The 20,648-nt window shown below is 61.2% G+C and carries 20 protein-coding genes; 8 read left to right on the plus strand and 12 right to left on the minus strand.

All coding sequences use genetic code 11. The features are described from left to right. The 6 genes from ACLD1Y_RS00310 to folE2 are packed head-to-tail and all read right to left on the minus strand — an operon-like array spanning position 1 to position 4,279. Positions 1-561, minus strand: coding sequence for a DapH/DapD/GlmU-related protein (locus tag ACLD1Y_RS00310; protein ID WP_429474457.1), 561 nt, complete (start codon positions 559-561; stop codon positions 1-3). Then, entirely contained in the window at positions 558-971 is a 414-nt protein-coding gene (gene hisI, locus ACLD1Y_RS00315) for a phosphoribosyl-AMP cyclohydrolase (protein WP_429474459.1), read from the minus strand. Before hisI ends, ACLD1Y_RS00310 begins: the two co-directional genes overlap by 4 nt. Beyond that, on the minus strand, positions 968-1,846 hold the full coding sequence (locus ACLD1Y_RS00320) for a metal ABC transporter substrate-binding protein (RefSeq protein WP_429474461.1): 879 nt from the start codon (positions 1,844-1,846) through the stop codon (positions 968-970). The genes hisI and ACLD1Y_RS00320 overlap by 4 nt, the downstream gene beginning before the upstream one ends. A gap of 11 nt (positions 1,847-1,857) precedes the next feature. Further along, entirely contained in the window at positions 1,858-2,724 is an 867-nt protein-coding gene (locus ACLD1Y_RS00325) for a metal ABC transporter permease (protein ID WP_429474463.1), read from the minus strand. Then, positions 2,724-3,392 (minus strand): metal ABC transporter ATP-binding protein, encoded by a 669-nt coding sequence (locus ACLD1Y_RS00330; RefSeq protein WP_429474465.1) that lies wholly within the window; start codon positions 3,390-3,392, stop codon positions 2,724-2,726. Before ACLD1Y_RS00330 ends, ACLD1Y_RS00325 begins: the two co-directional genes overlap by 1 nt. Continuing rightward, entirely contained in the window at positions 3,389-4,279 is an 891-nt protein-coding gene (gene folE2, locus ACLD1Y_RS00335; protein ID WP_429474467.1) for a GTP cyclohydrolase FolE2, read from the minus strand. The genes ACLD1Y_RS00330 and folE2 overlap by 4 nt, the downstream gene beginning before the upstream one ends. A 128-nt stretch (positions 4,280-4,407) precedes the next feature. On the opposite strand from folE2, the gene ACLD1Y_RS00340 reads away from it, so the two are divergent. Beyond that, a complete protein-coding gene (locus ACLD1Y_RS00340) occupies positions 4,408-5,610 on the plus strand; it encodes an N-acetylmuramoyl-L-alanine amidase (protein ID WP_429474469.1) in 1,203 nt (400 codons plus the stop codon). On the opposite strand, the gene ACLD1Y_RS00345 is transcribed toward ACLD1Y_RS00340, so the two are convergent. After that, positions 5,607-5,975, minus strand: coding sequence for a glutamine synthetase (locus ACLD1Y_RS00345; protein ID WP_429474471.1), 369 nt, complete (start codon positions 5,973-5,975; stop codon positions 5,607-5,609). The two genes, ACLD1Y_RS00340 and ACLD1Y_RS00345, sit on opposite strands and share 4 nt — an antisense overlap. A 126-nt stretch (positions 5,976-6,101) precedes the next feature. Between ACLD1Y_RS00345 and dksA the strand changes: the two genes are divergently transcribed. The 4 genes from dksA to ACLD1Y_RS00365 are packed head-to-tail and all read left to right on the plus strand — an operon-like array spanning position 6,102 to position 9,393. Beyond that, positions 6,102-6,506 carry an RNA polymerase-binding protein DksA gene (gene dksA, locus ACLD1Y_RS00350; RefSeq protein WP_429474473.1) on the plus strand — a complete coding sequence of 135 codons (405 nt, stop codon included), beginning with the start codon at positions 6,102-6,104 and terminating at the stop codon, positions 6,504-6,506. Between the two features lie 27 nt (positions 6,507-6,533). Then, a complete protein-coding gene (zigA, locus tag ACLD1Y_RS00355) occupies positions 6,534-7,742 on the plus strand; it encodes a zinc metallochaperone GTPase ZigA (protein WP_429474474.1) in 1,209 nt (402 codons plus the stop codon). After that, positions 7,742-8,386 carry a DUF1826 domain-containing protein gene (locus ACLD1Y_RS00360; protein WP_429474476.1) on the plus strand — a complete coding sequence of 215 codons (645 nt, stop codon included), beginning with the start codon at positions 7,742-7,744 and terminating at the stop codon, positions 8,384-8,386. Before zigA ends, ACLD1Y_RS00360 begins: the two co-directional genes overlap by 1 nt. Positions 8,387-8,430: 44 nt before the next feature. Next, positions 8,431-9,393, plus strand: a complete 963-nt coding sequence (locus ACLD1Y_RS00365; RefSeq protein WP_429474478.1) for a CobW family GTP-binding protein — start codon at positions 8,431-8,433, stop codon at positions 9,391-9,393. Here the strand turns inward: ACLD1Y_RS00365 and ACLD1Y_RS00370 are convergent. Then, on the minus strand, positions 9,387-9,782 hold the full coding sequence (locus tag ACLD1Y_RS00370; RefSeq protein ID WP_429474480.1) for a DUF3301 domain-containing protein: 396 nt from the start codon (positions 9,780-9,782) through the stop codon (positions 9,387-9,389). The genes ACLD1Y_RS00365 and ACLD1Y_RS00370 overlap by 7 nt on opposite strands. A 117-nt stretch (positions 9,783-9,899) precedes the next feature. On the opposite strand from ACLD1Y_RS00370, the gene pdxY reads away from it, so the two are divergent. Further along, positions 9,900-10,772 carry a pyridoxal kinase PdxY gene (pdxY, locus tag ACLD1Y_RS00375; RefSeq protein ID WP_429474482.1) on the plus strand — a complete coding sequence of 291 codons (873 nt, stop codon included), beginning with the start codon at positions 9,900-9,902 and terminating at the stop codon, positions 10,770-10,772. Positions 10,773-10,815: 43 nt separating this feature from the next. Here pdxY and ACLD1Y_RS00380 read toward each other — a convergent pair whose 3' ends face one another. Next, positions 10,816-11,292, minus strand: a complete 477-nt coding sequence (locus ACLD1Y_RS00380) for an acyl-CoA thioesterase (protein WP_017739034.1) — start codon at positions 11,290-11,292, stop codon at positions 10,816-10,818. Between the two features lie 291 nt (positions 11,293-11,583). Between ACLD1Y_RS00380 and ACLD1Y_RS00385 the strand changes: the two genes are divergently transcribed. Continuing rightward, positions 11,584-13,347 (plus strand): cation:proton antiporter, encoded by a 1,764-nt coding sequence (locus ACLD1Y_RS00385; protein WP_429474484.1) that lies wholly within the window; start codon positions 11,584-11,586, stop codon positions 13,345-13,347. A gap of 147 nt (positions 13,348-13,494) precedes the next feature. Here ACLD1Y_RS00385 and ACLD1Y_RS00390 read toward each other — a convergent pair whose 3' ends face one another. From ACLD1Y_RS00390 to uvrD, 3 genes are all read right to left on the minus strand, one after another. Then, positions 13,495-13,902, minus strand: coding sequence for an SMI1/KNR4 family protein (locus ACLD1Y_RS00390; RefSeq protein ID WP_429474486.1), 408 nt, complete (start codon positions 13,900-13,902; stop codon positions 13,495-13,497). A gap of 136 nt (positions 13,903-14,038) precedes the next feature. Then, positions 14,039-14,911, minus strand: coding sequence for a Tim44 domain-containing protein (locus tag ACLD1Y_RS00395; protein ID WP_429474488.1), 873 nt, complete (start codon positions 14,909-14,911; stop codon positions 14,039-14,041). A gap of 305 nt (positions 14,912-15,216) precedes the next feature. Then, complete coding sequence (gene uvrD / locus ACLD1Y_RS00400) at positions 15,217-17,400, minus strand: DNA helicase II (protein ID WP_429474490.1); 2,184 nt, start codon at positions 17,398-17,400, stop codon at positions 15,217-15,219. A 246-nt stretch (positions 17,401-17,646) separates the two neighbouring features. On the opposite strand from uvrD, the gene ACLD1Y_RS00405 reads away from it, so the two are divergent. After that, positions 17,647-20,520 (plus strand): EAL domain-containing protein, encoded by a 2,874-nt coding sequence (locus ACLD1Y_RS00405; protein ID WP_429474492.1) that lies wholly within the window; start codon positions 17,647-17,649, stop codon positions 20,518-20,520. The last annotated feature ends 128 nt before the right edge of the window (positions 20,521-20,648 follow it).

Consider the following 20,648-nt stretch of genomic DNA (forward strand, 5'->3'; position numbering starts at 1 on the left):
TCAGAACTCGTTTTGCAGGGCTTTGTAGCCGCGTACCAGGTCGACGTTGGTGCGCGCCACGTCTTCGGAAAACTCCGAAGCGCTGACGCTTACCGGCGGGAATTGGGACAGGTCGGTAGTGGGTCCGATGCGGGTGGTGGAGGGCACGTAGAAGGTGTCCGGCAAGTCGCGACCGTCCACCACCGAGTTGTGGCGCACCACGCAGCCGTCGCCCACGGCGCAGTTGAACAGCACGCTGTTGAAGCCGATGAACACGCGGTCGCCGACCGTGCAGGGGCCGTGGACGATAGAGCGGTGGGCGATAGACGTGAATTCACCAATCGTCACCGCCGCGCCGGACTTGGAGTGGATGACCACGCCGTCCTGGATATTGGAATTGGCGCCGATGGTGATCGGGTCCATGGCGCCGCTGGCGTCAACCTCGTCGGCGCGGATCACGGCGTAGGGGCCGACGAAGACGTTCTCGCCGATGATGACTTTGCCGCAGATGATCGCGGTCTTGTCGACGTAGGCCGATTCGGCAATCACCGGCAGATCGCCGGAAGGGTTCTTGCGGATCATTCTGTGGGTTCCGTAATGATTTGTATGTGGTCGCCGTCGATGGCGTTGTAGAAGCAGGTGGGCCGGCCGGTATGGCAGGCCGGGCCTTGTTGATCGACGATCAGCAGTACCGCATCGCCGTCGCAATCCAGGCGTGCTTCCACCAACTGCTGCCAATGGCCGGAGCTTTCGCCCTTGCGCCACAACCGCTGGCGCGATCGCGACCAGTAGCAAACGTGCCCGGTGGCCAGGGTTTCGTTGAGGGCCTGACGGTTCATCCAGGCCAGCATCAATACCTCGCCGCTGCCGTGTTGCTGGGCGATGGCGGCGATCAGGCCATCGCTGTTCCACGCCAGGGCGTTGAGTACCTGTTCGAGTGGAAAGCGACTGCCAAGGGCAGCGCCTTCCAGGTCGAGCATGCTCAGGGTCATGGCTTGCTCAAGGCGGCGCACAGAGTGTTGAGGTTGTATTCGAACAGCCCGGTAAAGGTGCTGGCCGGGCCTTCTGCGGCAAGGGCATCGGAGTACAGCGTGCCGCCGATTTGCGCGCCGCTTTCGTCAGCGATTTGCTTGAGCAGGCGCGAATCCTTGATGTTCTCCATGAACACGGCCTTGACCTTGTCTTTGCGGATCTGGGTGATCAGCGCAGCCACTTCGGCAGCAGACGGCTCACGTTCGGTGGACAGGCCCTGTGGCGCGAGGAACTCGATGCCATACGCCTGGCCCAGGTAACCAAAGGCGTCATGGGAGGTGACGATGCGGCGGTTGCCCGGTGGCAGCGCGCCGAACTTGGCCTTGGCTTCGGCCAGCAGGCGGTAGATTTCTTTCAAGTAGGTTTGGCTGTTGCGCTGGTAGTCGGCCTTGTTGGTCGGGTCGGCGGCGACCAGCGCCTTGGTGATGTTGTTCACGTAGATTTCGGCGTTGGCCAGGTTGTGCCAGGCGTGGGGGTCGGGGATGGTTTCGCCGTCTTCGTCCATGGTGTGGGAGATCACGCCTTTGCTGGCGGTCACCACCGTGGCTTTGGTTTCGGTGCTGGTTACCAGGCGGTCGAGCCAGGGTTCGAAGCCCAGCCCGTTCTTGATGATGAGCTTGGCCTTGAGCAGCGCCTTGGCGTCGTCTGGGGTTGGCTCGTAAGTGTGGGCGTCGGCGTCGGGGCCGACCATGTTGCTGATCTGGATGTGATCACCACCGATCTGATGGGTGATGTCATCCAGGATACTGAAGCTGGTGGCCACTTGGAGTTTGTCGGCGGCCTGGGCCATCGATAGCGGCAGCAGAAGGCTGAACAGCACGAGTAAAGCGCGCATCGGGAAACACCTCATTGGGATGTGAGAGAGGGCGGGCGGCGCAGCAAACCGTGCACCGGACCGAAGACCACGGACAGCAAGTACCCGGCGCCCGCCACCAGCACGATGGCCGGGCCGCTGGGCAACGAGTAGTAGAACGACAGCAACAAACCCAACCACACCGACAGGCATCCCAGCACCGCCGATACCGCGATCAACACCGGCAGGCGCCGGCTCCAGAAACGTGACGCAATGGCCGGCAACATCATCAGCCCCACCACCATCAAGGCGCCGATGGCCTGAAAGCCAATCACCAGGTTCAGCACCACCAGCGTCAGGAACAACCCGTGGGCGAGCGGGCCGAGGCGGCTGACGGTTTGCAGGAACAGCGGGTCGAGGGTGTCCAGCAGCAGCGGTTTGTAGATAGCCGCCATGGCGATCAGGCTGAACCCGCTGACCCAGAGCATGCCGGTGAGGGTGGTTTGATCCACGGCCAGGGCAGAACCGAACAGCAGGTGCAGCAAATCCAGGCGTTTGCCGGCGATGCCGAGGATCAGCACACCCGCGGCCAGGGAGATGGGATAGATGGCGGCGAGGCTGGCGTCTTCACGCAGCCCGGTGCGGCGGGTGATCCAGGCGGAGAGGCCTGCCATGCCCAGGCCTGCACCGAGGCCACCAAGAGTCAGGGCGGGCAGGCTGAGGCCGGCGAACCAGAAACCGAGGGCCGCGCCGGGCAGGATGCCGTGGGCGACGGCGTCACCGATCAGGCTCATACGCCGCAGGATCAGGAACACCCCCAGCGGCGCAGTACTGCAAGCGAGCACCAGCCCGCCGATGAGGGCGCGGCGCATAAAGACGAAATCGACGAAGGGCATCCACAGGTGGGCGGCGAAGTGCATCAGGCCACCTGCATGTGCGGTTGGGGGCGGATCAGTGCCTTGCTTTCGCCGAACACGCAGCCGGTGCGTTTGATCTGCACAACTTGCTGGGTGTGGTGGCGCACGGAGGCCAGGTCATGGCAAACGATGACCACCGTGCGGCCTTCATCGTGCCAGGCGTGCACGTGCTTCCAGCATAGCGCCTGGCCTTCTTCGTCGAGGGCCGCGTGGGGTTCGTCGAGCAGCAGCACCGGCGCTTGCGCCAGGCTCATGCGGGCAAGCAGGGCGCGTTGCAGTTCACCGCCGGACAAGGCCATGAGTGGGCGATGCTCCAGGCCGCTAAGGCACCAGTCTTCCAGGACCGCTTCCAGGCGTTGGCTGCGTTGTTGTGGTGTGAGTTGAGTGCCCCAGAAACCGGCGGCGACCAGCTCTTGCAAGCTGATGGGGAACTGGCGATCCAGGTGCTGTTGCTGGGGCAGGAACGACAGGCCGCCACGGCGTGGAACATCCACCATCACTTTCCCCGCCAGCGGCTTTTGCAGGCCGGCGATGACTTTAAGCAGGCTGCTTTTGCCAGTGCCGTTGGCGCCGATGATGCCGGTGAGGCTGCCTTTTTCCAGGGTGAGATCGAAGGCGGGCGTGAGCGGTTGGCCGGGGGCGCCCCAGCGCAGAGCGGTGCAGGTGATCATGCAGGGTTTCTCGTCCAGCGGCTTTCAGCCACGGCATCGTGCGCGTGCAGGCTTTCGGCGTGGATCACTTTCAGGTGGAAGGCTTTGACGGCATCCGAGCGCTTCAAGGCGAGGTTCAGACGGCGGGCGGCGTCTTCGCAGAACATCAGGTTCTGCCCGTTGGCCAGGGCGAAGGCTTGTTCGTCCGCACGCTTTACAGCGGTTTGTACGGCAGTGCCGAGGGCGGCTTCGGCGTTATCAATCAGCTCTTTGAGCGGCAGGTGTTCGCCCTGCAACTGGACGTTTAGCTGCGCGCTGCTGCGCTGGCTGTGGGGCGTGGCGACAATACCGTTGGCACTGCCGAGCCAGCTAAGCACGTCTTCATGCTGCAACGGCGTGTTGGCGAAATCTTCTAGAAATTGCTGCTGAATCAACTGCCTGGCGAGGGCAGCCGAGCAAGGGCAGGTTGAGGAATAAGTAACGTCAATTTTTAGTTCCACGTGGAACATCTGGTTTTCCAAACGCGCTTGGATGCTCACCGGGTAGCTTTTCCAGCCGGCTAACGGGCTGACCAATGCCGGGCGTTTGAGCAGCAAATCGGTGTGGATACGCAGGTAAGCGTTCTTAGATAAACCTTCATGTGTGTCGAGGAAGCGCTGCAGTACATTACGCAGAAGTGCAGGTGTAAGAAGCTGCTGCTCCAGCATCTCTAGCGCCAGGTACAGGCGTGACATATGAATGCCACGAGCCTCGCCGTCGTCCAGGCTTACGCCGGCATCGGCGCGGGCGCTGAGGCGTTGGCCGTCGATCAGGATTGGCAGGGCAATGCCGCACATGCCTACCCAGTCGAGTGGCAAGGCTTGGCGTGAAGCCTGCGCGGCGATATCCGGCAGAGTCAGCGCATTCATGGGCAGGTCCATCGTTGGAAATAATTAGACATGTTATAGTATAACAATAAGATCGACGATGAATATTCTGCACCAGCCCTTTTTCAGTCATGTCGAGTAGGGATGCTCCTCCATTCGCGGTAGTTGTCATGCACAGACGTCAGCTCCTTAACCTGCTTCTAGCCAGTCCTCTTTTCACGCTACCGTTTGCGGCGAATGCCACGCAGATCAGCAATGCGCGGCTGTGGCGCTCGGACGACAAGCTGCGGCTGGTGTTCGACCTCAGTGGCCCGGTGCAGTACAAGACCTTTTCCCTGACCGCGCCGGAGCGCCTGATCATCGACCTGAGCGGCGCCGGGCTCAGCGGTGATTTCTCTCAGCTGGCGTTGAAGAACAGCGGGATCACCGCGATCCGCTCGGGGCATTTCGGTAAGAGCGACACGCGCATCGTGCTGGACTTGGCGGCGCCGATGCAGCTCAACAGCTTCCTGCTGCCGCCACAGGATGGCCAAGGCCACCGCCTGGTGCTTGATTTGACCAACGCTACCCAGGCGCCACGCCAGATTGCGGCTGAACCCAAGCCACTGGTGGATAAGGCTCATCCCAAGCGCGACATCATCGTCGTAGTCGACCCCGGCCACGGCGGCAAAGACCCCGGCGCCGTCGGTTCCAAGGGCCAGCGCGAAAAAGATGTGGTGCTGTCCATCGCCCAGTTGCTGGCCAAGCGCTTGAAGCGTGAGAAGGGCTTTGATGTGAAGCTGGTGCGCAACGACGATTTTTTTGTGCCATTGCGCAAGCGTGTGGACATCGCCCGTCAGCACAAGGCCGACATGTTTATCTCGGTGCACGCCGATGCCGCGCCACGGCTGACGGCCTCGGGCGCGTCGGTGTATGCGTTGTCTGAAGGGGGGGCGACATCTGCCACGGCACGCTTTATGGCGCAACGTGAAAACGGCGCCGACCTGTTGGGCGCCACGACGCTGCTCAATCTCAAGGACAAGGACCCGATGTTGGCCGGGGTGATTCTGGATATGTCGATGAACGCCACCATCGCCTCCAGCCTGCAACTGGGCAGCTCGATCCTGGGCAGCCTGGAAGGCATCACCACCCTGCATCAGAAACGCGTGGAGCAGGCTGGATTCGCGGTGCTCAAGTCACCCGACGTACCGTCGATTTTGGTGGAGACCGGGTTTATCTCCAACACCCGGGACGCTGCGCGCCTGGTCACGGCACGTCATCAGCAGGCGGTTGCGGAGGGGCTGTTCGATGGCCTTAAACGGTATTTCGAGAAAAACCCACCGATGAACAGCTACATGGCCTGGGCCCAAGAACAGAAGAGCGGCCAGGTCTAACAGCCCGTAATTCGGCTGCAGGTGAACTTGGCGCTGGCGCCTCCGGAACTGGAAAACCGGTTGATCGTGGTCCAGCCCACACGCCGCGTGTAGCCGACCCACGCCTCCCCATCCGATGCCAAACCGGTAAAGAACGTCAGCTGCCCATAGCGGCTGTTGGTCTGCGCCCAATAGCGTTTGCCGACTACCTCAAAGCCGCGCAAATACGTGGTGCTGCCTTGGGTCGCCACGCTGTAGGCATTGCCCTGTGGGTCCACGCACGCCAGCAGGTTGGCGCTGCGCGTGCAGTTGGCCAACAGGCTCGGCACTTGGGCGCACGCCGGTGCTGCCACGGCCACTAACAGGGCGCACGCCAGGTATTTCATAAGGTTTCTCTGGGCAGGAAGGTGCTCAAGCATTGCGCCCTTCGTCGTGGCGTTCAAGAGGGATTGGCTTATTTGTATTGTTATACTATAACATAAAAACACAGCCTGACCCGTGAACCGCTCCCCATGACCCGACAAGACCTGCTGGCCCAACCGCCCGCCGACTACATGAATGAAGCCCAGCAAGGCTTCTTCCGTGAGCTGCTACTCACCCAACGCAATGAGCTGCAAGCCCGTATCGAAGCCGAGTTCCTGGTGCTGCGCGAGCAGGAGCCCAACAGCGACCCCGCGGATGTCGGCAGCGCCGAAGAACAGCGCCAATGGCAACTGCGCCTGTTGGAGCGGGAAAAGAAGCTGCTGGACAAGATCGACGATGCCCTCGAACTGCTGGCCCGCGGTGAATACGGCTGGTGCCGCGAAACCGGCGAGCCCATCGGCCTGCAACGCTTGTTGCTGCGCCCCACCGCCACCCTGTGTATCGAAGCCAAAGAACGTGAAGAGCTGCGCGAACGTCATAAACGGGCGATTTGACCGGCCAACCCTGATGAGGAATATCTGATGCCCAACCGTCTCCCCGTTACTGTGCTGTCCGGCTTTCTCGGCGCCGGTAAAAGCACGCTGCTCAACTACGTCCTGCGCAACCGCGACAACCTGCGGGTAGCGGTGATCGTCAACGACATGAGCGAAATCAACATCGACGGCAGCGAGGTCCAGCGCGACGTCACCCTCAACCGTTCCGAAGAAAAACTGGTGGAGATGAGCAACGGCTGCATCTGCTGCACCTTACGCGAAGACCTGCTGCTGGAAGTGGGAAAACTCGCCAAGGAAGGTCGCTTCGATTACCTGCTGATCGAATCCACCGGCATCTCCGAACCCTTGCCCGTGGCCGAAACCTTTACCTTTCGCGATGAAAACGAGCAAAGCCTGGCCGACATCGCCCGCCTGGACACCATGGTCACCGTGGTCGATGGCATGAATTTCCTGCTCGACTACCAGGCCGCCGAAAGCCTGGCCTCACGGGGCGAAACCCTCGGCGAAGAAGACGAACGCTCCATCACCGACCTGCTGATCGAGCAGATCGAATTCGCCGATGTGATCCTGATCAGCAAGATCGACCTGATCAGCAGCCGCGAGCGTGAAGAGCTGATGGCGATCCTCGAACGCCTTAACGCCCAGGCTGAAATCATCCCGATGGTCATGGGCGAAGTGCCGTTGCACAAGATCCTCAACACCGGCCGCTTCGACTTCGAACGCGCCGCCCAGGCCCCGGGATGGCTACAAGAACTGCGCGGTGAACATGTGCCGGAAACCGAAGAGTACGGCATTGCGTCCACCGCTTATCGCGCACGCCGCCCATTCCATCCCCAGCGCTTCTTCGACTTTATCGACCGGCCTTGGGTGAACGGCAAATTGCTGCGCTCCAAGGGGTTTTTCTGGCTGGCCAGCAAACACCAGGACGCCGGCAGTTGGTCCCAGGCCGGGGGCCTGATGCGCCATGGTTTTGCCGGACGATGGTGGCGCTTCGTGCCCAAAAGCCAGTGGCCGCAGGACGAAGAAAGCGTTGCGGCGATCATGGGCAACTGGCAACTGAGCACCGGCGATTGCCGACAAGAACTGGTGTTTATCGGCCAGAACATCGACTTCGCCCAGATGCGCGCCGAGCTGGATGCGTGTTTGCTCAACGATGAAGAAATGGCCTTGGGCGTCGACGGTTGGCGCCTGCTGGCCGATCCCTTTGGCCCCTGGTATGAGGAGGCAGCCGCCTGATGCTCGCCCCGGTAATTCCCCTGCGCCCCGTGATCCGCCAGTCGTTTGGTGACACACCCCTGGCCTTGTCCGACATTCTTGAAGACGGCGTGAACCTGGCGCTATGGCAGCGCCAGTTGCCCCTGCATATCGCCGAGTTCGGTGCCTTGTTGGTGGCGCTCAACGAGCCGTTGGCCGACTCGATGGTGATAGAACTCAACAGCGAAGAGGCTGAGCCAAACTTGCTGGGTTTGGCGGCCAGTTGCCGTGATCTTGAAGGTTACGAGGGCTTTATCGCCGATGTGTCCTGGCTGGTCAGTGCGTTCGCCTGCCTGCTGGGCGCCAAGCGCATTGGCGTGCGCCTGCGGTTGTTGGACAAGGCCATGTGCCCGCGTTTTCACGTTGACCACGTGCCGGTGCGGCTGATCACCACCTATGCGGGCATCGGCAGCCAGTGGCTGCGTGAAGGCGTGATGGATCGCCGCAAATTGAGCCAGCCGGACGCCGAGCCCAGCGAGCGCATCCAGCAGGTCCACTGCGGCGAAGTGGCGTTGCTCAAAGGCACCAAATGGCATGGCAACGAAGGCTACGGCCTGATCCACCGCTCACCCGCACTCAAGGTCGACGAGCGCCGCTTGATCCTGACACTGGATTGGCTCGCATAACCGCGTAGGATCAAGCGCTCTACACGGCCTGAATGATGCCCCTGATGCTGCAGAACATTCCCACCCACGTGATTGCCGGGCCCTTGGGCGCCGGCAAGACCAGCCTGATCAAGCACCTGCTCTCTCAGCGCCCGGCCAACGAGCGCTGGGCGGTATTGATCAACGAGTTCGGGCAGATAGGCCTGGACGCGGCACTGCTGACCCTGGACGACGATGGCATCGCCTTGGGCGAGGTAGCGGGCGGCTGCCTGTGCTGCGTGAATGGCGCACCGTTCCAGGTAGGCCTGGGCCGTTTGCTGCGTAAGGCCAAGCCGGATCGGCTGTTTATTGAGCCCTCGGGGTTGGGGCATCCGGCGCAGTTGCTTAAACAGTTGCGCGAGGCACCGTGGCAAGCGGTGTTGGCGGTTCAGCCTTGCGTGATGGTGCTGGATGCCCAGGCCTTGGCAGCGGGCAAACCTTTGCCCCACGCGCAACAAGAGGCGTTGGCCAGCGCCGGACTGTTGGTGTTGAACAAGGATGAAACGCTGAATGCCGTGCAACGCCAGGTAATCGAAGAGAAGTTACCCGATTGCCCGCGTTACTGGACTCGCCAGGCGCAACTGCCTCTGGAACAGTTACCCGGCTTGAATGCGCAGGCTCGCGCCGCTGTGGATAACTTCGAAGTGCCCAAGGGGCTGGCGCAAATACCGGCGATCTGGAGTGATCCCACGCTACCCATCTGTCTCAGCCAGGCCCAGGAAGGCGGCTGGAGTGTTGGCTGGCGCTGGCATCCGGGCCAGCAATTCGACGTTGCGCGTTTGCACCAGTGGCTCACAAGCCTTGAGTGGCGCCGCGCCAAGCTGGTTATCCACAGTACCGAAGGCTGGGTATCCGCCAACGCTGTGGATAACAGCCCACTTGCCTGGCAACCCAGTGAATGGCGTCGCGACTCACGTATCGAATTGATCTTCAGCGCACCCCAGGACGTGGCGGCGTTGCAGGCTGCGCTGGCAGCCTGTCGTCAGTGACGATTCTTGCTGGCGTGGTCCTGGCGCCACTGGCTTAGCTCGATCACGTCGGCACTGGGCAGGGGCGTCTTGATCTCGAACGGATAGGGCGCCAATTCGATTTGCGCGCTGTGGGCGCCGAATTGGGTAATGGTCCCAGGGTGGCGGGCTTCGCCGGTCACGGTGAATTCGAAGTTATAGATGCGTGCCAGGCGCCGCCGACCGTTGGCATCCTTCACAAAACCGATGCGTTTGAGCGCCACGGCGCCATCGAGCAGTTCAATGTCGAGCTTGGCGCAATGCTGCTTGACCCGCTCCAGCGCACGTTCGCGCAGGCCGTGGTTGTGCCACACCCAGGCAGCGCCGGTGGCCAGCAGCATCAACACGAAGATATTTCCCAGGGTCAGCATGCGAAAAACTCCAACAAAGTGAGAGCAGCTTAACTGTGTCGCCGGTCTGTCGTACAGGCTGCGTTTAGTCGCATACTGCGCGGCCAGAATTTCAATGGTTTTACGGAAATCTCCTGCATGAAACGCACACCTCATCTGCTTGCGATCCAGTCTCATGTGGTCTTCGGCCACGCCGGAAACAGCGCCGCCGTTTTCCCCATGCAACGCGTCGGGGTGAATGTGTGGCCGCTCAACACTGTGCAGTTTTCCAACCACACCCAGTATGGACAGTGGGCGGGCGAAGTGTTGGCGCCGCAGCAAATTCCCGCGTTAGTAGAAGGGATTGCTGTTATCGGTGAGCTAGGCAACTGCGATGCGGTGCTGTCCGGCTACTTGGGCAGTGCCGATCAGGGGCGTGCGATTCTCACGGGGGTGGCGCGCATCAAGGCCACTAACCCCAAGGCCCTGTACCTGTGCGACCCGGTGATGGGCCATCCGGAAAAAGGCTGCATCGTGCCCCAGGAAGTCAGTGATTTCCTGCTGGACGAAGCGGTGGCCATGGCCGACTTCCTGTGCCCCAACCAGCTAGAGCTGGACAGCTTTGCCGGGCGCAAGCCGCAGTCCCTGTTCGATTGTTTGGCCATGGCCAAGTCGCTGCTGGCCCGTGGGCCGAAGGCGGTATTGGTCAAGCACCTGGATTATCCAGGGAAGGTGCCAGAAGGCTTCGAGATGTTGCTGGTGACCGCTGAAGGCAGTTGGCACCTGCGGCGGCCATTGCTGGCGTTTCCGCGCCAGCCGGTGGGCGTGGGTGACTTGACCTCGGGGCTGTTTCTGGCGCGGGTACTGCTGGGTGACAGCCTGGTGGCGGCCTTCGAGTTCACCGCAGCGGCGGTGCATGAAGTGCTGTTGGAAACCCAGGCGTGTGGCAGTTATGAGCTGGAGTTGGTGCGGGCCCAGGACCGTATCGCCCATCCGCGGGTGCGGTTTGAAGCCACCCCGATCGGTCTCTAACTCCACATTTTGATTGGGTTTACAGTTTGAGATTTACGGCGCTTCAGCCCTTGATTTCCTGATACCGCTTCTCCAGCTCCTGGCGAATCTGCCGGCGTTGTTGCGCCTGCACAAAGCGGCGTTTGTCTTCGCTGTTATGCGGCTGCAACGGCGGTACGGCGGCCGGTTTGCGCTGGTCGTCCACCGCTACCATGGTGAAGAAGCAGCTGTTGGTGTGGCGCACCGAGCGCTCGCGGATGTTCTCGGTCACCACCTTGATGCCCACCTCCATCGAGGTGTTGCCGGTGTAGTTGACCGAGGCGAGGAAGGTGACCAGCTCGCCTACGTGGATCGGCTCGCGGAAAATCACTTGGTCTACGGACAAGGTCACCACATAACGACCGGCATAACGGCTCGCACAGGCGTAGGCCACTTCGTCGAGGTACTTGAGCAGGGTGCCGCCGTGGACATTGCCAGAGAAGTTGGCCATATCAGGGGTCATCAGCACCGTCATCGACAGCTGGGCGTTTCCGGGTTCCATAGCACACTCACGGGTTGTAGGCATTGGTTGGGGGGCACCTCTGCGGGTGCTGGACTCTTTGCTGCGCCTTCCTTAACGGGACGCCAGCGGGCGGCTTGCCGTCACGCGTGCACCGATCTGTTTCCATATATTGCACCGGCTTTCTGCTGGAAGTCGCGGTGTTAACCTGCAAAAGCCCATCTCAGGGCATTTCTTACGATTTAGGCAGACTTTTCCTTCCGCATTTTGCGACCGTTTAAAGGTGCGTGCGGAAGTGGGAAAAGCGCCAGTACCCTCAAGGAGCCCCTCGCCATGCACGCCATCAGCTTTATCCAGGACTTGGCCGTGATCATGCTGGTGGCGGGGGTTGTCACCATCCTGTTCCACCGCCTTAAGCAGCCAGTGGTGCTGGGCTACATTGTCGCCGGCTTTATCATCGGCCCCCACACCCCGCCGTTCGGCCTGATCCACGACGAAGACACCATCAAGACCCTCGCTGAGCTGGGGGTGATCTTCCTGATGTTCTGCCTGGGCCTGGAGTTCAGCCTGCGCAAGCTGTTCAAGGTCGGCGCCACGGCGTTTATCGCGGCCTTCCTGGAGATCATCCTGATGATCTGGATCGGCTACGAGATCGGCCAGTGGTTCGACTGGAACACCATGGATTCACTGTTCCTCGGCGCGATCCTGGCGATCTCCTCCACCACCATCATCGTCAAGGCCCTCAACGACTTGAAGATGAAGAACCAGCGCTTTGCCCAACTGATTTTTGGCGTGTTGATCGTTGAGGACATCCTGGGCATCGGCATCATCGCCTTACTGTCGAGCATCGCCGTCAGCGGCACGGTCAGCTCCGGCGAAGTGTTCTCCACGGTCGGCAAGCTTTCGCTGTTTATGATCGTTGCGCTGGTGATCGGCATTTTGCTGGTGCCACGCCTGCTGGCCTACGTGGCCAAGTTCGAAAGTAACGAGATGCTGCTGATCACCGTATTGGGCCTGTGCTTCGGCTTCTGCCTGCTGGTGGTCAAGCTGGAATACAGCATGGTGCTGGGCGCCTTCCTGATCGGCGCAATCATGGCCGAATCCAAGCAGTTGATTAAGATTGAGCGCCTGATCGAGCCGGTTCGCGACATGTTCAGCGCAATCTTCTTCGTGGCCATTGGCTTGATGATCGACCCGCAGATATTGCTGCAATACGCCTGGCCGATTGCGGTGATCACCGTGGCTGTGGTGCTGGGCAAGATGCTGTCCTGCGGCCTGGGAGCGTTTATCGCCGGCAACGATGGCCGCACCTCACTGCGGGTGGGCATGGGGCTGTCACAGATTGGTGAGTTTTCCTTCATCATCGCGGCGCTGGGGATGACCTTGCAGGTGACCAGCGACTTTCTTTACCCGGTGGCGGTGGCTGTATCGGCGATTACCACGTTGCTGACGCCGTACCTGATTCGCGGCGCCGACCCGTTGTCGTTGAAGATCGCAGCGGTGATGCCCAAGCGCATGAGCCGGGTGTTCGGCATGTACGGGGAATGGCTGCGCAGTATTCAGCCACAAGGCGAGGGCGCGATGCTGGCGTCGATGATCCGCAAGATCATCCTGCAAGTGGGGGTAAACCTGGCACTGGTGGTGGCGATCTTCTTTACCGGCAGCTTTTTTGCGAAGCGTATTGGCGGCTATCTGGAGGGTTTGGTCAGCGACCCAAGCTGGCAGAAGGCATTGATTTGGGGCGGGGCGTTACTGCTGTCGCTACCGTTTTTGATTGCGGCGTATCGCAAGCTCAAGGCGCTGTCGATGCTGCTGGCCGAAATGAGCGTAAAGCCGGAAATGGCCGGGCGGCATACCCAGCGTGTGCGGCGAGTGATCGCGGAGTTGATCCCGATCCTGTCGCTGCTGGTGATCTTCCTGCTATTGGCAGCCTTGTCGGCCAGTATTTTGCCGACCAACAAGTTGCTGGTGCTGATCGCCGTGGTCACGGCAGCAGTAGCGGCCGTGCTGTGGCGGTGGTTCATCCGCGTACATACGCGGATGCAGGTCGCCTTGTTGGAGACGCTGGATAACCACAAAGACTCGCCTGAACACTAGCCTGTGGCGAGGGAGCTTGCTCCCGCTGGAGTGCGCAGCACTCCCATCCAGGCATTGGGTTTTTTCAGTATGACCTCGGTCGCTTGTGTTGGGGCTGCTTCGCAGCCCAGCGGGAGCAAGCTCCCTCGCCACAACAGCATACTGGGCTCAGCTTTCCAGCCAGACGTCCCGCGCCCAGTGCCACACCGATTCCCAGGACTCTTCGGTAACGAGTTCTTCTTCGCCGGACCACAGCACCACGGTGCCGTCTTCTTCGACGCAATAGTAATCGTCGCCATCCTGGCAGATTGGAATCAGCTCGCGAGGCACGCCGTTGTCCCAGGCTGTCGCGGCCACCTCCGGCAGGAAGGTATGGGAGCCAGGATCAGTGATGGTCACCGGTTCCAGGCTGCCGTACACCACATCACTGACGGTCAGCAGGAATTCCTTGAAGACAAACGGGATGTTGATGAACAGCTGTTCTTCAACTTCCACCAGTTGGTCTTCGTCAGGCAGCTCCAGGGGAACCGGGACCGGTTCGTTGGCTTCACGCAATTGTTCGATGATTTCTTCCACGGCCGGGATCCTCTTGCTAGATGGCGCGGTTTATAGGGGCGTTTTATACAGTAGCTCGCTATAAGTGCAACCGTGAAATAGAAAACCCCGGAACATGTCCGGGGTTTCGGCTATTGCTTGGTCACACGTGCGGGTTTCAGCCGTTCTGGCGGATACCGGCCACCAGCCAAGGCTGGTTTTCGCCTTGCGGGCGTTCCATGTTCCAGCTTTCGCTGAACACTTCGCCCTGGTCGAAGCGCGAAGTCTTCGACACGCCGCTGAAGGTCAGGGTGGCGATGGTCTTGTCGGCGCGATCATCCACACCTTCGAGCTGTACGCGCAGGTCGTCGATGTAGGTCGACTGGAAGCCGTCGCCCAGGTCGGCACGTTCGCGCTTGAGGAACTCCAGCAGTTGCGGGGTCACGAACTCGGCGATCTTGTCCATTTCGTTGGCGTCCCAGTGCTGTTGCAGGGACTGGAAGTGGCTGCGGGCCGCTTCAATAAAGCGTTCTTCGTTGAACCAGGCCGGTGCGTTGATCACCGGGCGGGCTGCAGCAGGGGCTGCCGAACCACCGAAGATCGAACCCATGGCAGGTTTTTGCTCGAACACTTCACGCTGCATCGGCGCGCCGGCTGGAGCCAGGTGCTCCTGCTGCTTGCGGCGACGGGCGGCGATAAAGCGGAAGATCACAAAGGCGATGACCGCCAGGATCAACATGTCGAAGATCTGCATGCCCTGGAAGCCGCCACCCATGAACATGGAAGCGAGCAGGCCACCGGCGGCGATGCCGGCCAGAGGGCCCAACCAGCGCGAAGCACCGCCGGCCTTGGCCGCGGCGCCAGCAGCACCGGCTGCGCCTGCGGTAGCGGCTGCACCGCCCATGCCGCCTGCGGAGGGAGCCATTTGGCTGGTTTGGTGAGTCGGGGCTGCGCCCGAACTTTTGCCGCCACCGAAGCGCTTGGCGTTGGCGTCGAGGCTCATCGTCAGGCCGATGCACAACGCCATGGCGATGCTAAGAAATCGTTTCATAAAGGGAATTCCCATTTGTGGATTGCACGCGCGCCATGTTGCACAGGTGAAGTGACAGTGGCTAGCGACATAATGTTTCGGGCTTTTACGTAAGACCGATTCAGAATGGTCTGTAGGACTTATTACTGATATTGGCCCGGCCTCGTTAAAAACAAGGGCGGGCCAATAAGCTTCATGTAACGCCAGGTTTCATTGACCGGTTTTTTGTGGCGAGGGAGCTTGCTCCCGTTGGGCTGCGCAGTAGCCCCAAAAACAGGCGCGCTACGCACGCCAGCGGGAGCAAGCTCCCTCGCCACAGGAATGTTTCAGACGGCTTCGAGCTTGGCGTAGCCCATCATCAGCCACTTGCTGCCTTCGGCGAAGTTCACCTGCACCCGGGCCTGTGCACCAGCGCCTTCGAAGTTGAGGATCACCCCTTCGCCGAACACGGCATGCTTGACCTGCTGACCCAGGCTGAACTGGGTTTCCGGGATCTCGGAACCGGCGAACAGACTGCTCGCGCTCTGCTGCTGGCCACCGCCGAACGGGCGGCTGACGCTGTTGGACAAGCGCACTTCCTGGATCAGGCCCTTCGGCACTTCCCGTACGAAACGCGACACCTTGTTGTAGGTCTCGCTGCCGTACAGGCGACGGGTCTCGGCGTAGGTCATCACCAGGTTCTGCATGGCGCGGGTGATGCCCACGTAGGCCAGGCGGCGTTCTTCCTCAAGGCGGCCGGGCTCTTCCAGGCTCATCTTGTGGGGGAACAGGCCTTCTTCCATGCCCACCAGGAACACGTACGGAAACTCCAGGCCCTTGGCGCTGTGCAAGGTCATCAGCTGGATGCTGTCTTCGTGCTCGTCGGCCTGGGTATCGCCGGCTTCCAGCGATGCATGGCCGAGGAACGCGGCGAGCGGAGTCAGCTCCTCGTCTTCCTCGGTGTTTTCGAACGCACGGGCGGCGCTCACCAATTCCTCAAGGTTTTCTACCCGGGCCTGGCCTTTCTCGCCTTTTTCCGCTTCGTGATAGGCGATCAGCCCGGACTGTTCGATCACCGTCTGGGTCATCAAGTGCAGGGGCATTTCCGCGCACTTGGCCGCCAGGTTCTCGATCAGCTCGACAAACACACCCAAGGCACCAGCTGCACGCCCGGTCAGGCCTTTATTGGCGATGAGCAAGCGCATGGCTTCCCACATCGACACATCGGCATGGCGTGCGTGATCGCGGATGGCTTCGACGGTTTTTTCGCCGATGCCACGGGCCGGGATGTTGATCACCCGCTCCAGCGCTGCATCATTGCCACGGCCTTCCAGCAAACGCAGGTAGGCCATGGCGTTCTTGATTTCGGCGCGTTCGAAGAAGCGCTGGCCGCCATAGATGCGGTACGGGATGCGTTCGCGCAGCAAGGCTTCTTCCAACACCCGCGATTGGGCGTTGGAGCGGTACAAGATTGCGATATCACTGCGCGCCAGGCCGGTTTTCAGGGCGCTTTCGATGGTTTCCACCACGTAGCGCGCTTCATCGTGTTCGTTGAACGCGGCGTACAGGTTGATGGCTTCGCCTTCGCCGCCGTCGGTCCACAGCTCTTTGCCCAGGCGCCCGGTGTTGTTGGCGATCAAGGCGTTGGCAGCCTTGAGGATACCGGCGGTGGAGCGGTAGTTCTGCTCCAGGCGGATGGTGACCGCATCCGGAAAGTCTTCGGAATACTGGTAGATGTTCTCGATTTTCGCGCCACGCCAGCCGTAGATCGACTGGTCGTCGTCGCCCACCACCATCAGGCTGTCGCCGCCCTTGGCCAGCAGGCGCAACCAGGCGTATTGCACGGCGTTGGTGTCTTGGAACTCGTCCACCAGGATGTGCCGGAAGCGCTTCTGGTAATGGGCCAGCAAGCCGGGGTTGTCGCGCCACAGGTCGAGGGCACGCAGCAGCAGTTCGGAGAAATCAATGACGCCGGCGCGCGCGCAGGCAGCCTCGTAGGCTTCATAAATGCTGCGCATGGTGGCCAGGAACAGATCACCGCTGGCCTGGATATGCTGCGGGCGCAAGCCTTCGTCTTTCTGGCCGTTGATAAACCATTGCGCCTGGCGCGCCGGCCAACGTTGTTCGTCCAGGCCCAGCTCGCGGATCACCCGCTTGACCAGGCGTTGCTGGTCGTCGCTGTCCAGAATCTGAAAGGTTTGGGCCAGGCCCGCCTCCTGCCAGTGCGCTCGCAACAGGCGGTGTGCCAGGCCGTGGAAGGTGCCCACCCACATGCCGGCCGGGCTGATGCCCATCAACTGCTCGATGCGGTGGCGCATCTCGGCAGCGGCCTTGTTGGTGAAGGTCACCGACAGGATGGAATGGGGGGACGCGTTTTCGACCTGGATCAACCAGGCGATACGGTGCACCAGCACTCGGGTTTTACCGGAGCCAGCACCGGCCAGGACCAACTGACGGCCAACGGGGGCCGCTACGGCCTGGCGTTGGGCATCGTTGAGGGAGTTCAGCAAAAGAGAGAGATCATCGCGCATCGGCGCATTCTATGGCCCTCGGGGGAGTGGGGCAAACACCAATACCGGTTGGTCGACGGAAAACAGTCAGGGTGATGACCGGTCGGTCAATGGCTCTAGCCCCCGCAGCGCCTCACTCAAGCCGTCTGGCCCGGAGGTCTGGGTCCAAGGTCGTACAGTTTTTATGACGTGGAGCAGTTTGGCCCAAGCGCTTGCTTGTGTATGCTCCGTCGACGTTTCGGGCTCACCATTATAAGAACACTGCCTATGACCCTCAGCACTGACCTGTTCGGCCCCTCGGCGGCCCCCGCGCAGGTTATCCGCAAACATTACGCCACCGAGATGGCGGTTGAGCGCACACGCCTGCTGTACCAGGGGTCGTTGTTGCCTACCTTGTTAATGTTGGTCAATGGCTTGGTCTGTGCCTGGCTGCTGTGGAACCCCAAGCAGTACTTGCTGGACAGTGTCTGGCTGGTCTGGCTGCTCGCGTTGGTGGCCATGCGCGTGATCCAGGTTGCGGCCTTTGACTCGGCTATGCCCAGCCGCCAGGCGCAACCGGTGTGGCGACGTATGTTCATGCTGGGTTCGGCAGTCAGCGGTTTGACCCTGGCCACTGCCGCCATCGCCCTCGTTCCGGCCGACAGCTTTATGCAACAGGCCTGGGTGTTCGGCCTGATCGGCGCCGCAACGCTGTCGGCCAGCGTGGCCTATGCCGTGAGCCTGCCGGCGTTCCTGTCGTTTGCCCTGCCGTGCCTGGTGCCGGCTATCGTTTATCTGTTCTGGAACGGTGCCCCGCAGCAACAGGGCTGGGGTGTGCTCGGCCTGATCCTGCTGGCTTCCTTGAGTTTGGTGGCATGGCAGGTCAACCGCCTGATCCAGCGCGGGCTGCTACGACGCTTTCAGAACCAGGCGCTGATCGAGCATTTGCAGAAGGCCCAGCAGCGCAGCGAGCAGTTGAATCTGGAGCTGGTTCGCGAAGTCGAGCAGCGCCGCCAGGTCGAGCTGGAACTGCGCCAAGCACAAACCGGCCTGCAGGACCGTGTGGCCCAACGCAGCCAGGAACTGGACGCCGCCAGCCTTGCCCTGAATAAAAGCGAAGCGCGCCTGGCCATGGCCCTGCAAGCCAGCGAACTGGGTCTCTGGGACTGGAACCTGCAAACCGATGAAGTGCACCACACTCAGCTCAAAGAGCTGTTCGGCCTGGAGCCCGAGTACGTCACTGCGATGCTCAGCCACCTCAAGCCCCGCCTGCACCCCGAAGACCTACCGCTGCTCAAGCGCGCCCTGGTGGAGCACCTCAAGGGTCGCAGCGAGGACTACCTGGTGGAATACCGCGTGCGCCATGGCGATGGGCACTGGGTGTGGATCGAAGACCGTGGCCGCGCCGTGGAGCGTGCGCCCAGCGGGCGGGTGACCCGAATGCTCGGCACGCGCCGCAATATCAGTGCCGGCAAGGCGTTGGAGGAGGAGCAACGCCTGGCATCGACGGTGTTCGAGGCGGCCAGCGAAGGCATTGTGATCCTTGACCCCAACTACGTACTGATTGCGGTGAACCAGGCCTTTAGTCGCGTTACCGGGTTTGATATCGACGACATGATCGGCCGCAATGTGGTGGAGTTGCCCAGCAGCCGCGACGCTCGCCGGCATTTCCCGGTGATCCGCCAGGCGTTGCTCAGCCATGGCACCTGGCAAGGCGAGTTGGTGGAAACCCGCAAGAACGGCGAGCTGTACCCGCAATGGCTGCAATTGAATGTGGTGCGCGATATCCGGGGGAACGTCAGCCATATCGTGGGTTTCTTCGCCGATCTATCCGCTCGCCGCGAATCCGAAGAACGCATGCGCTACCTCACCCATTACGACGAACTGACCGGCTTGGCCAACCGTTCGCTGTTTCGCGAGCGATTGCGCGAGGCCCATGCGCGGGTGCGTCAGGGCGGGCGCAGCCTGGCGTTGCTGCATATCAACCTGGACCGCTTCAAGTTGCTCAATGACAGCCTGGGCCATGAAGTCGCCGACCAACTGCTGCAAAAAATGGCGCGCCGCCTGATCAATGCCCTGCCTGAAGCTGACACCATTGCGCGCCTGTCCGGGGATGAGTTTGCCGTGCTGTTCGATGCCTACGGCAACCTGTCGAGCCTGGCGCGGGTGGCCACACGGCTGTTGGCAAAACTGCGGGTGCCGGTGACGGTGGACGGGCATGAGCTGGTGGTAAGCGCCTCGATGGGCGTCAGCCTGTTGCCGGATAACGCGCGGGAAATTTCTGCGCTGGTCAGCCAGTCGAACATGGCCATGCAGCATGCCAAGCACCTGGGCGGCAATAACTTCCAGTTCTACACCGACAGCCTGCAAGCCAGCACCCTGGAGCGTTTGCAGCTGGAAAACCACCTGCGCAAGGCCATCGAAGAGCGCCAGCTCACGGTGTTCTACCAACCCAAGTTGTGCCTGGCCACGGGCAAGCTCAATGCCGCCGAAGCGCTGATCCGCTGGGAGCATCCGCAGTGGGGCATGGTGCCGCCGGGGGACTTTATCGGTTTGGCCGAAGAGACTGGCCTGATCGTGCCCTTGGGCGAATTCGTGTTGCGCCAGGCCTGCTGGCAGGCGTGTGAGTGGCAGCGCCAGGGGCTGGCGCCGATCCGGGTGTCGGTAAACCTCTCGGTGCATCAGTTGCGCCAGGGCAAGTTGGTCAGCCTGGTGCGCCAGGTGTTGGAAGAAACCGGCCTGGACCCGCAGTACCTGGAGCTGGAACTCACCGAAAGCCAACTGCTCGACAGCGTTGAACACATCATCGCCACCTTCCAGCAACTGCGGGACCTGGGCGTGAAGCTGGCCATCGACGACTTTGGCACCGGCTATTCCTCCCTCAGCTACCTCAAGCGCATCCCGGTGGACTACGTGAAGATCGACCAGACCTTCATCCGTGGCCTCGGCCAAGGCCGTGAGGACGCGGCCATCACCCGGGCAATCATCGCCATGGCCCACGGCTTGGCGCTGAAAGTGGTGGCCGAAGGTGTTGAAGATCAGCAGCAACTGGACTTCCTGCGGGGGGAGCGTTGCGATGAAGTACAGGGCTACCTGATCAGCCGACCGATGCAGGCCGAAGGCTTGGCAGATTTGTTACGGAAAAATGCAGATTTTCCTTAGGGTAGGCCAGGGCGCCCCTGTGGCTACAAAGCCTGCGCCCTTTGATTCAGAGGGCAGCAGGGCGATTTAGTGATGCGTCGGACGGGCAAAACGACAATTCTTGTAGTATAACTACAAGCTTGCTACAT

The sequence above is a fragment of the Pseudomonas sp. 18175 genome, assembly GCF_050432925.1.
Taxonomy (GTDB): Bacteria; Pseudomonadota; Gammaproteobacteria; order Pseudomonadales; family Pseudomonadaceae; genus Aquipseudomonas.

Coding starts and splice junctions, on each gene's coding strand:
- ACLD1Y_RS00310 (WP_429474457.1), bottom strand. CDS start 561: ATGATCCGCAAGAACCCTTCCGGCGATCTGCCGGTGATTGCCGAATCG.
- hisI (WP_429474459.1), bottom strand. CDS start 971: ATGACCCTGAGCATGCTCGACCTGGAAGGCGCTGCCCTTGGCAGTCGC.
- ACLD1Y_RS00320 (WP_429474461.1), bottom strand. CDS start 1,846: ATGCGCGCTTTACTCGTGCTGTTCAGCCTTCTGCTGCCGCTATCGATG.
- ACLD1Y_RS00325 (WP_429474463.1), bottom strand. CDS start 2,724: ATGCACTTCGCCGCCCACCTGTGGATGCCCTTCGTCGATTTCGTCTTT.
- ACLD1Y_RS00330 (WP_429474465.1), bottom strand. CDS start 3,392: ATGATCACCTGCACCGCTCTGCGCTGGGGCGCCCCCGGCCAACCGCTC.
- folE2 (WP_429474467.1), bottom strand. CDS start 4,279: ATGAATGCGCTGACTCTGCCGGATATCGCCGCGCAGGCTTCACGCCAA.
- ACLD1Y_RS00340 (WP_429474469.1), top strand. CDS start 4,408: ATGCACAGACGTCAGCTCCTTAACCTGCTTCTAGCCAGTCCTCTTTTC.
- ACLD1Y_RS00345 (WP_429474471.1), bottom strand. CDS start 5,975: ATGAAATACCTGGCGTGCGCCCTGTTAGTGGCCGTGGCAGCACCGGCG.
- dksA (WP_429474473.1), top strand. CDS start 6,102: ATGACCCGACAAGACCTGCTGGCCCAACCGCCCGCCGACTACATGAAT.
- zigA (WP_429474474.1), top strand. CDS start 6,534: ATGCCCAACCGTCTCCCCGTTACTGTGCTGTCCGGCTTTCTCGGCGCC.
- ACLD1Y_RS00360 (WP_429474476.1), top strand. CDS start 7,742: ATGCTCGCCCCGGTAATTCCCCTGCGCCCCGTGATCCGCCAGTCGTTT.
- ACLD1Y_RS00365 (WP_429474478.1), top strand. CDS start 8,431: ATGCTGCAGAACATTCCCACCCACGTGATTGCCGGGCCCTTGGGCGCC.
- ACLD1Y_RS00370 (WP_429474480.1), bottom strand. CDS start 9,782: ATGCTGACCCTGGGAAATATCTTCGTGTTGATGCTGCTGGCCACCGGC.
- pdxY (WP_429474482.1), top strand. CDS start 9,900: ATGAAACGCACACCTCATCTGCTTGCGATCCAGTCTCATGTGGTCTTC.
- ACLD1Y_RS00380 (WP_017739034.1), bottom strand. CDS start 11,292: ATGGAACCCGGAAACGCCCAGCTGTCGATGACGGTGCTGATGACCCCT.
- ACLD1Y_RS00385 (WP_429474484.1), top strand. CDS start 11,584: ATGCACGCCATCAGCTTTATCCAGGACTTGGCCGTGATCATGCTGGTG.
- ACLD1Y_RS00395 (WP_429474488.1), bottom strand. CDS start 14,911: ATGAAACGATTTCTTAGCATCGCCATGGCGTTGTGCATCGGCCTGACG.
- uvrD (WP_429474490.1), bottom strand. CDS start 17,400: ATGCGCGATGATCTCTCTCTTTTGCTGAACTCCCTCAACGATGCCCAA.
- ACLD1Y_RS00405 (WP_429474492.1), top strand. CDS start 17,647: ATGACCCTCAGCACTGACCTGTTCGGCCCCTCGGCGGCCCCCGCGCAG.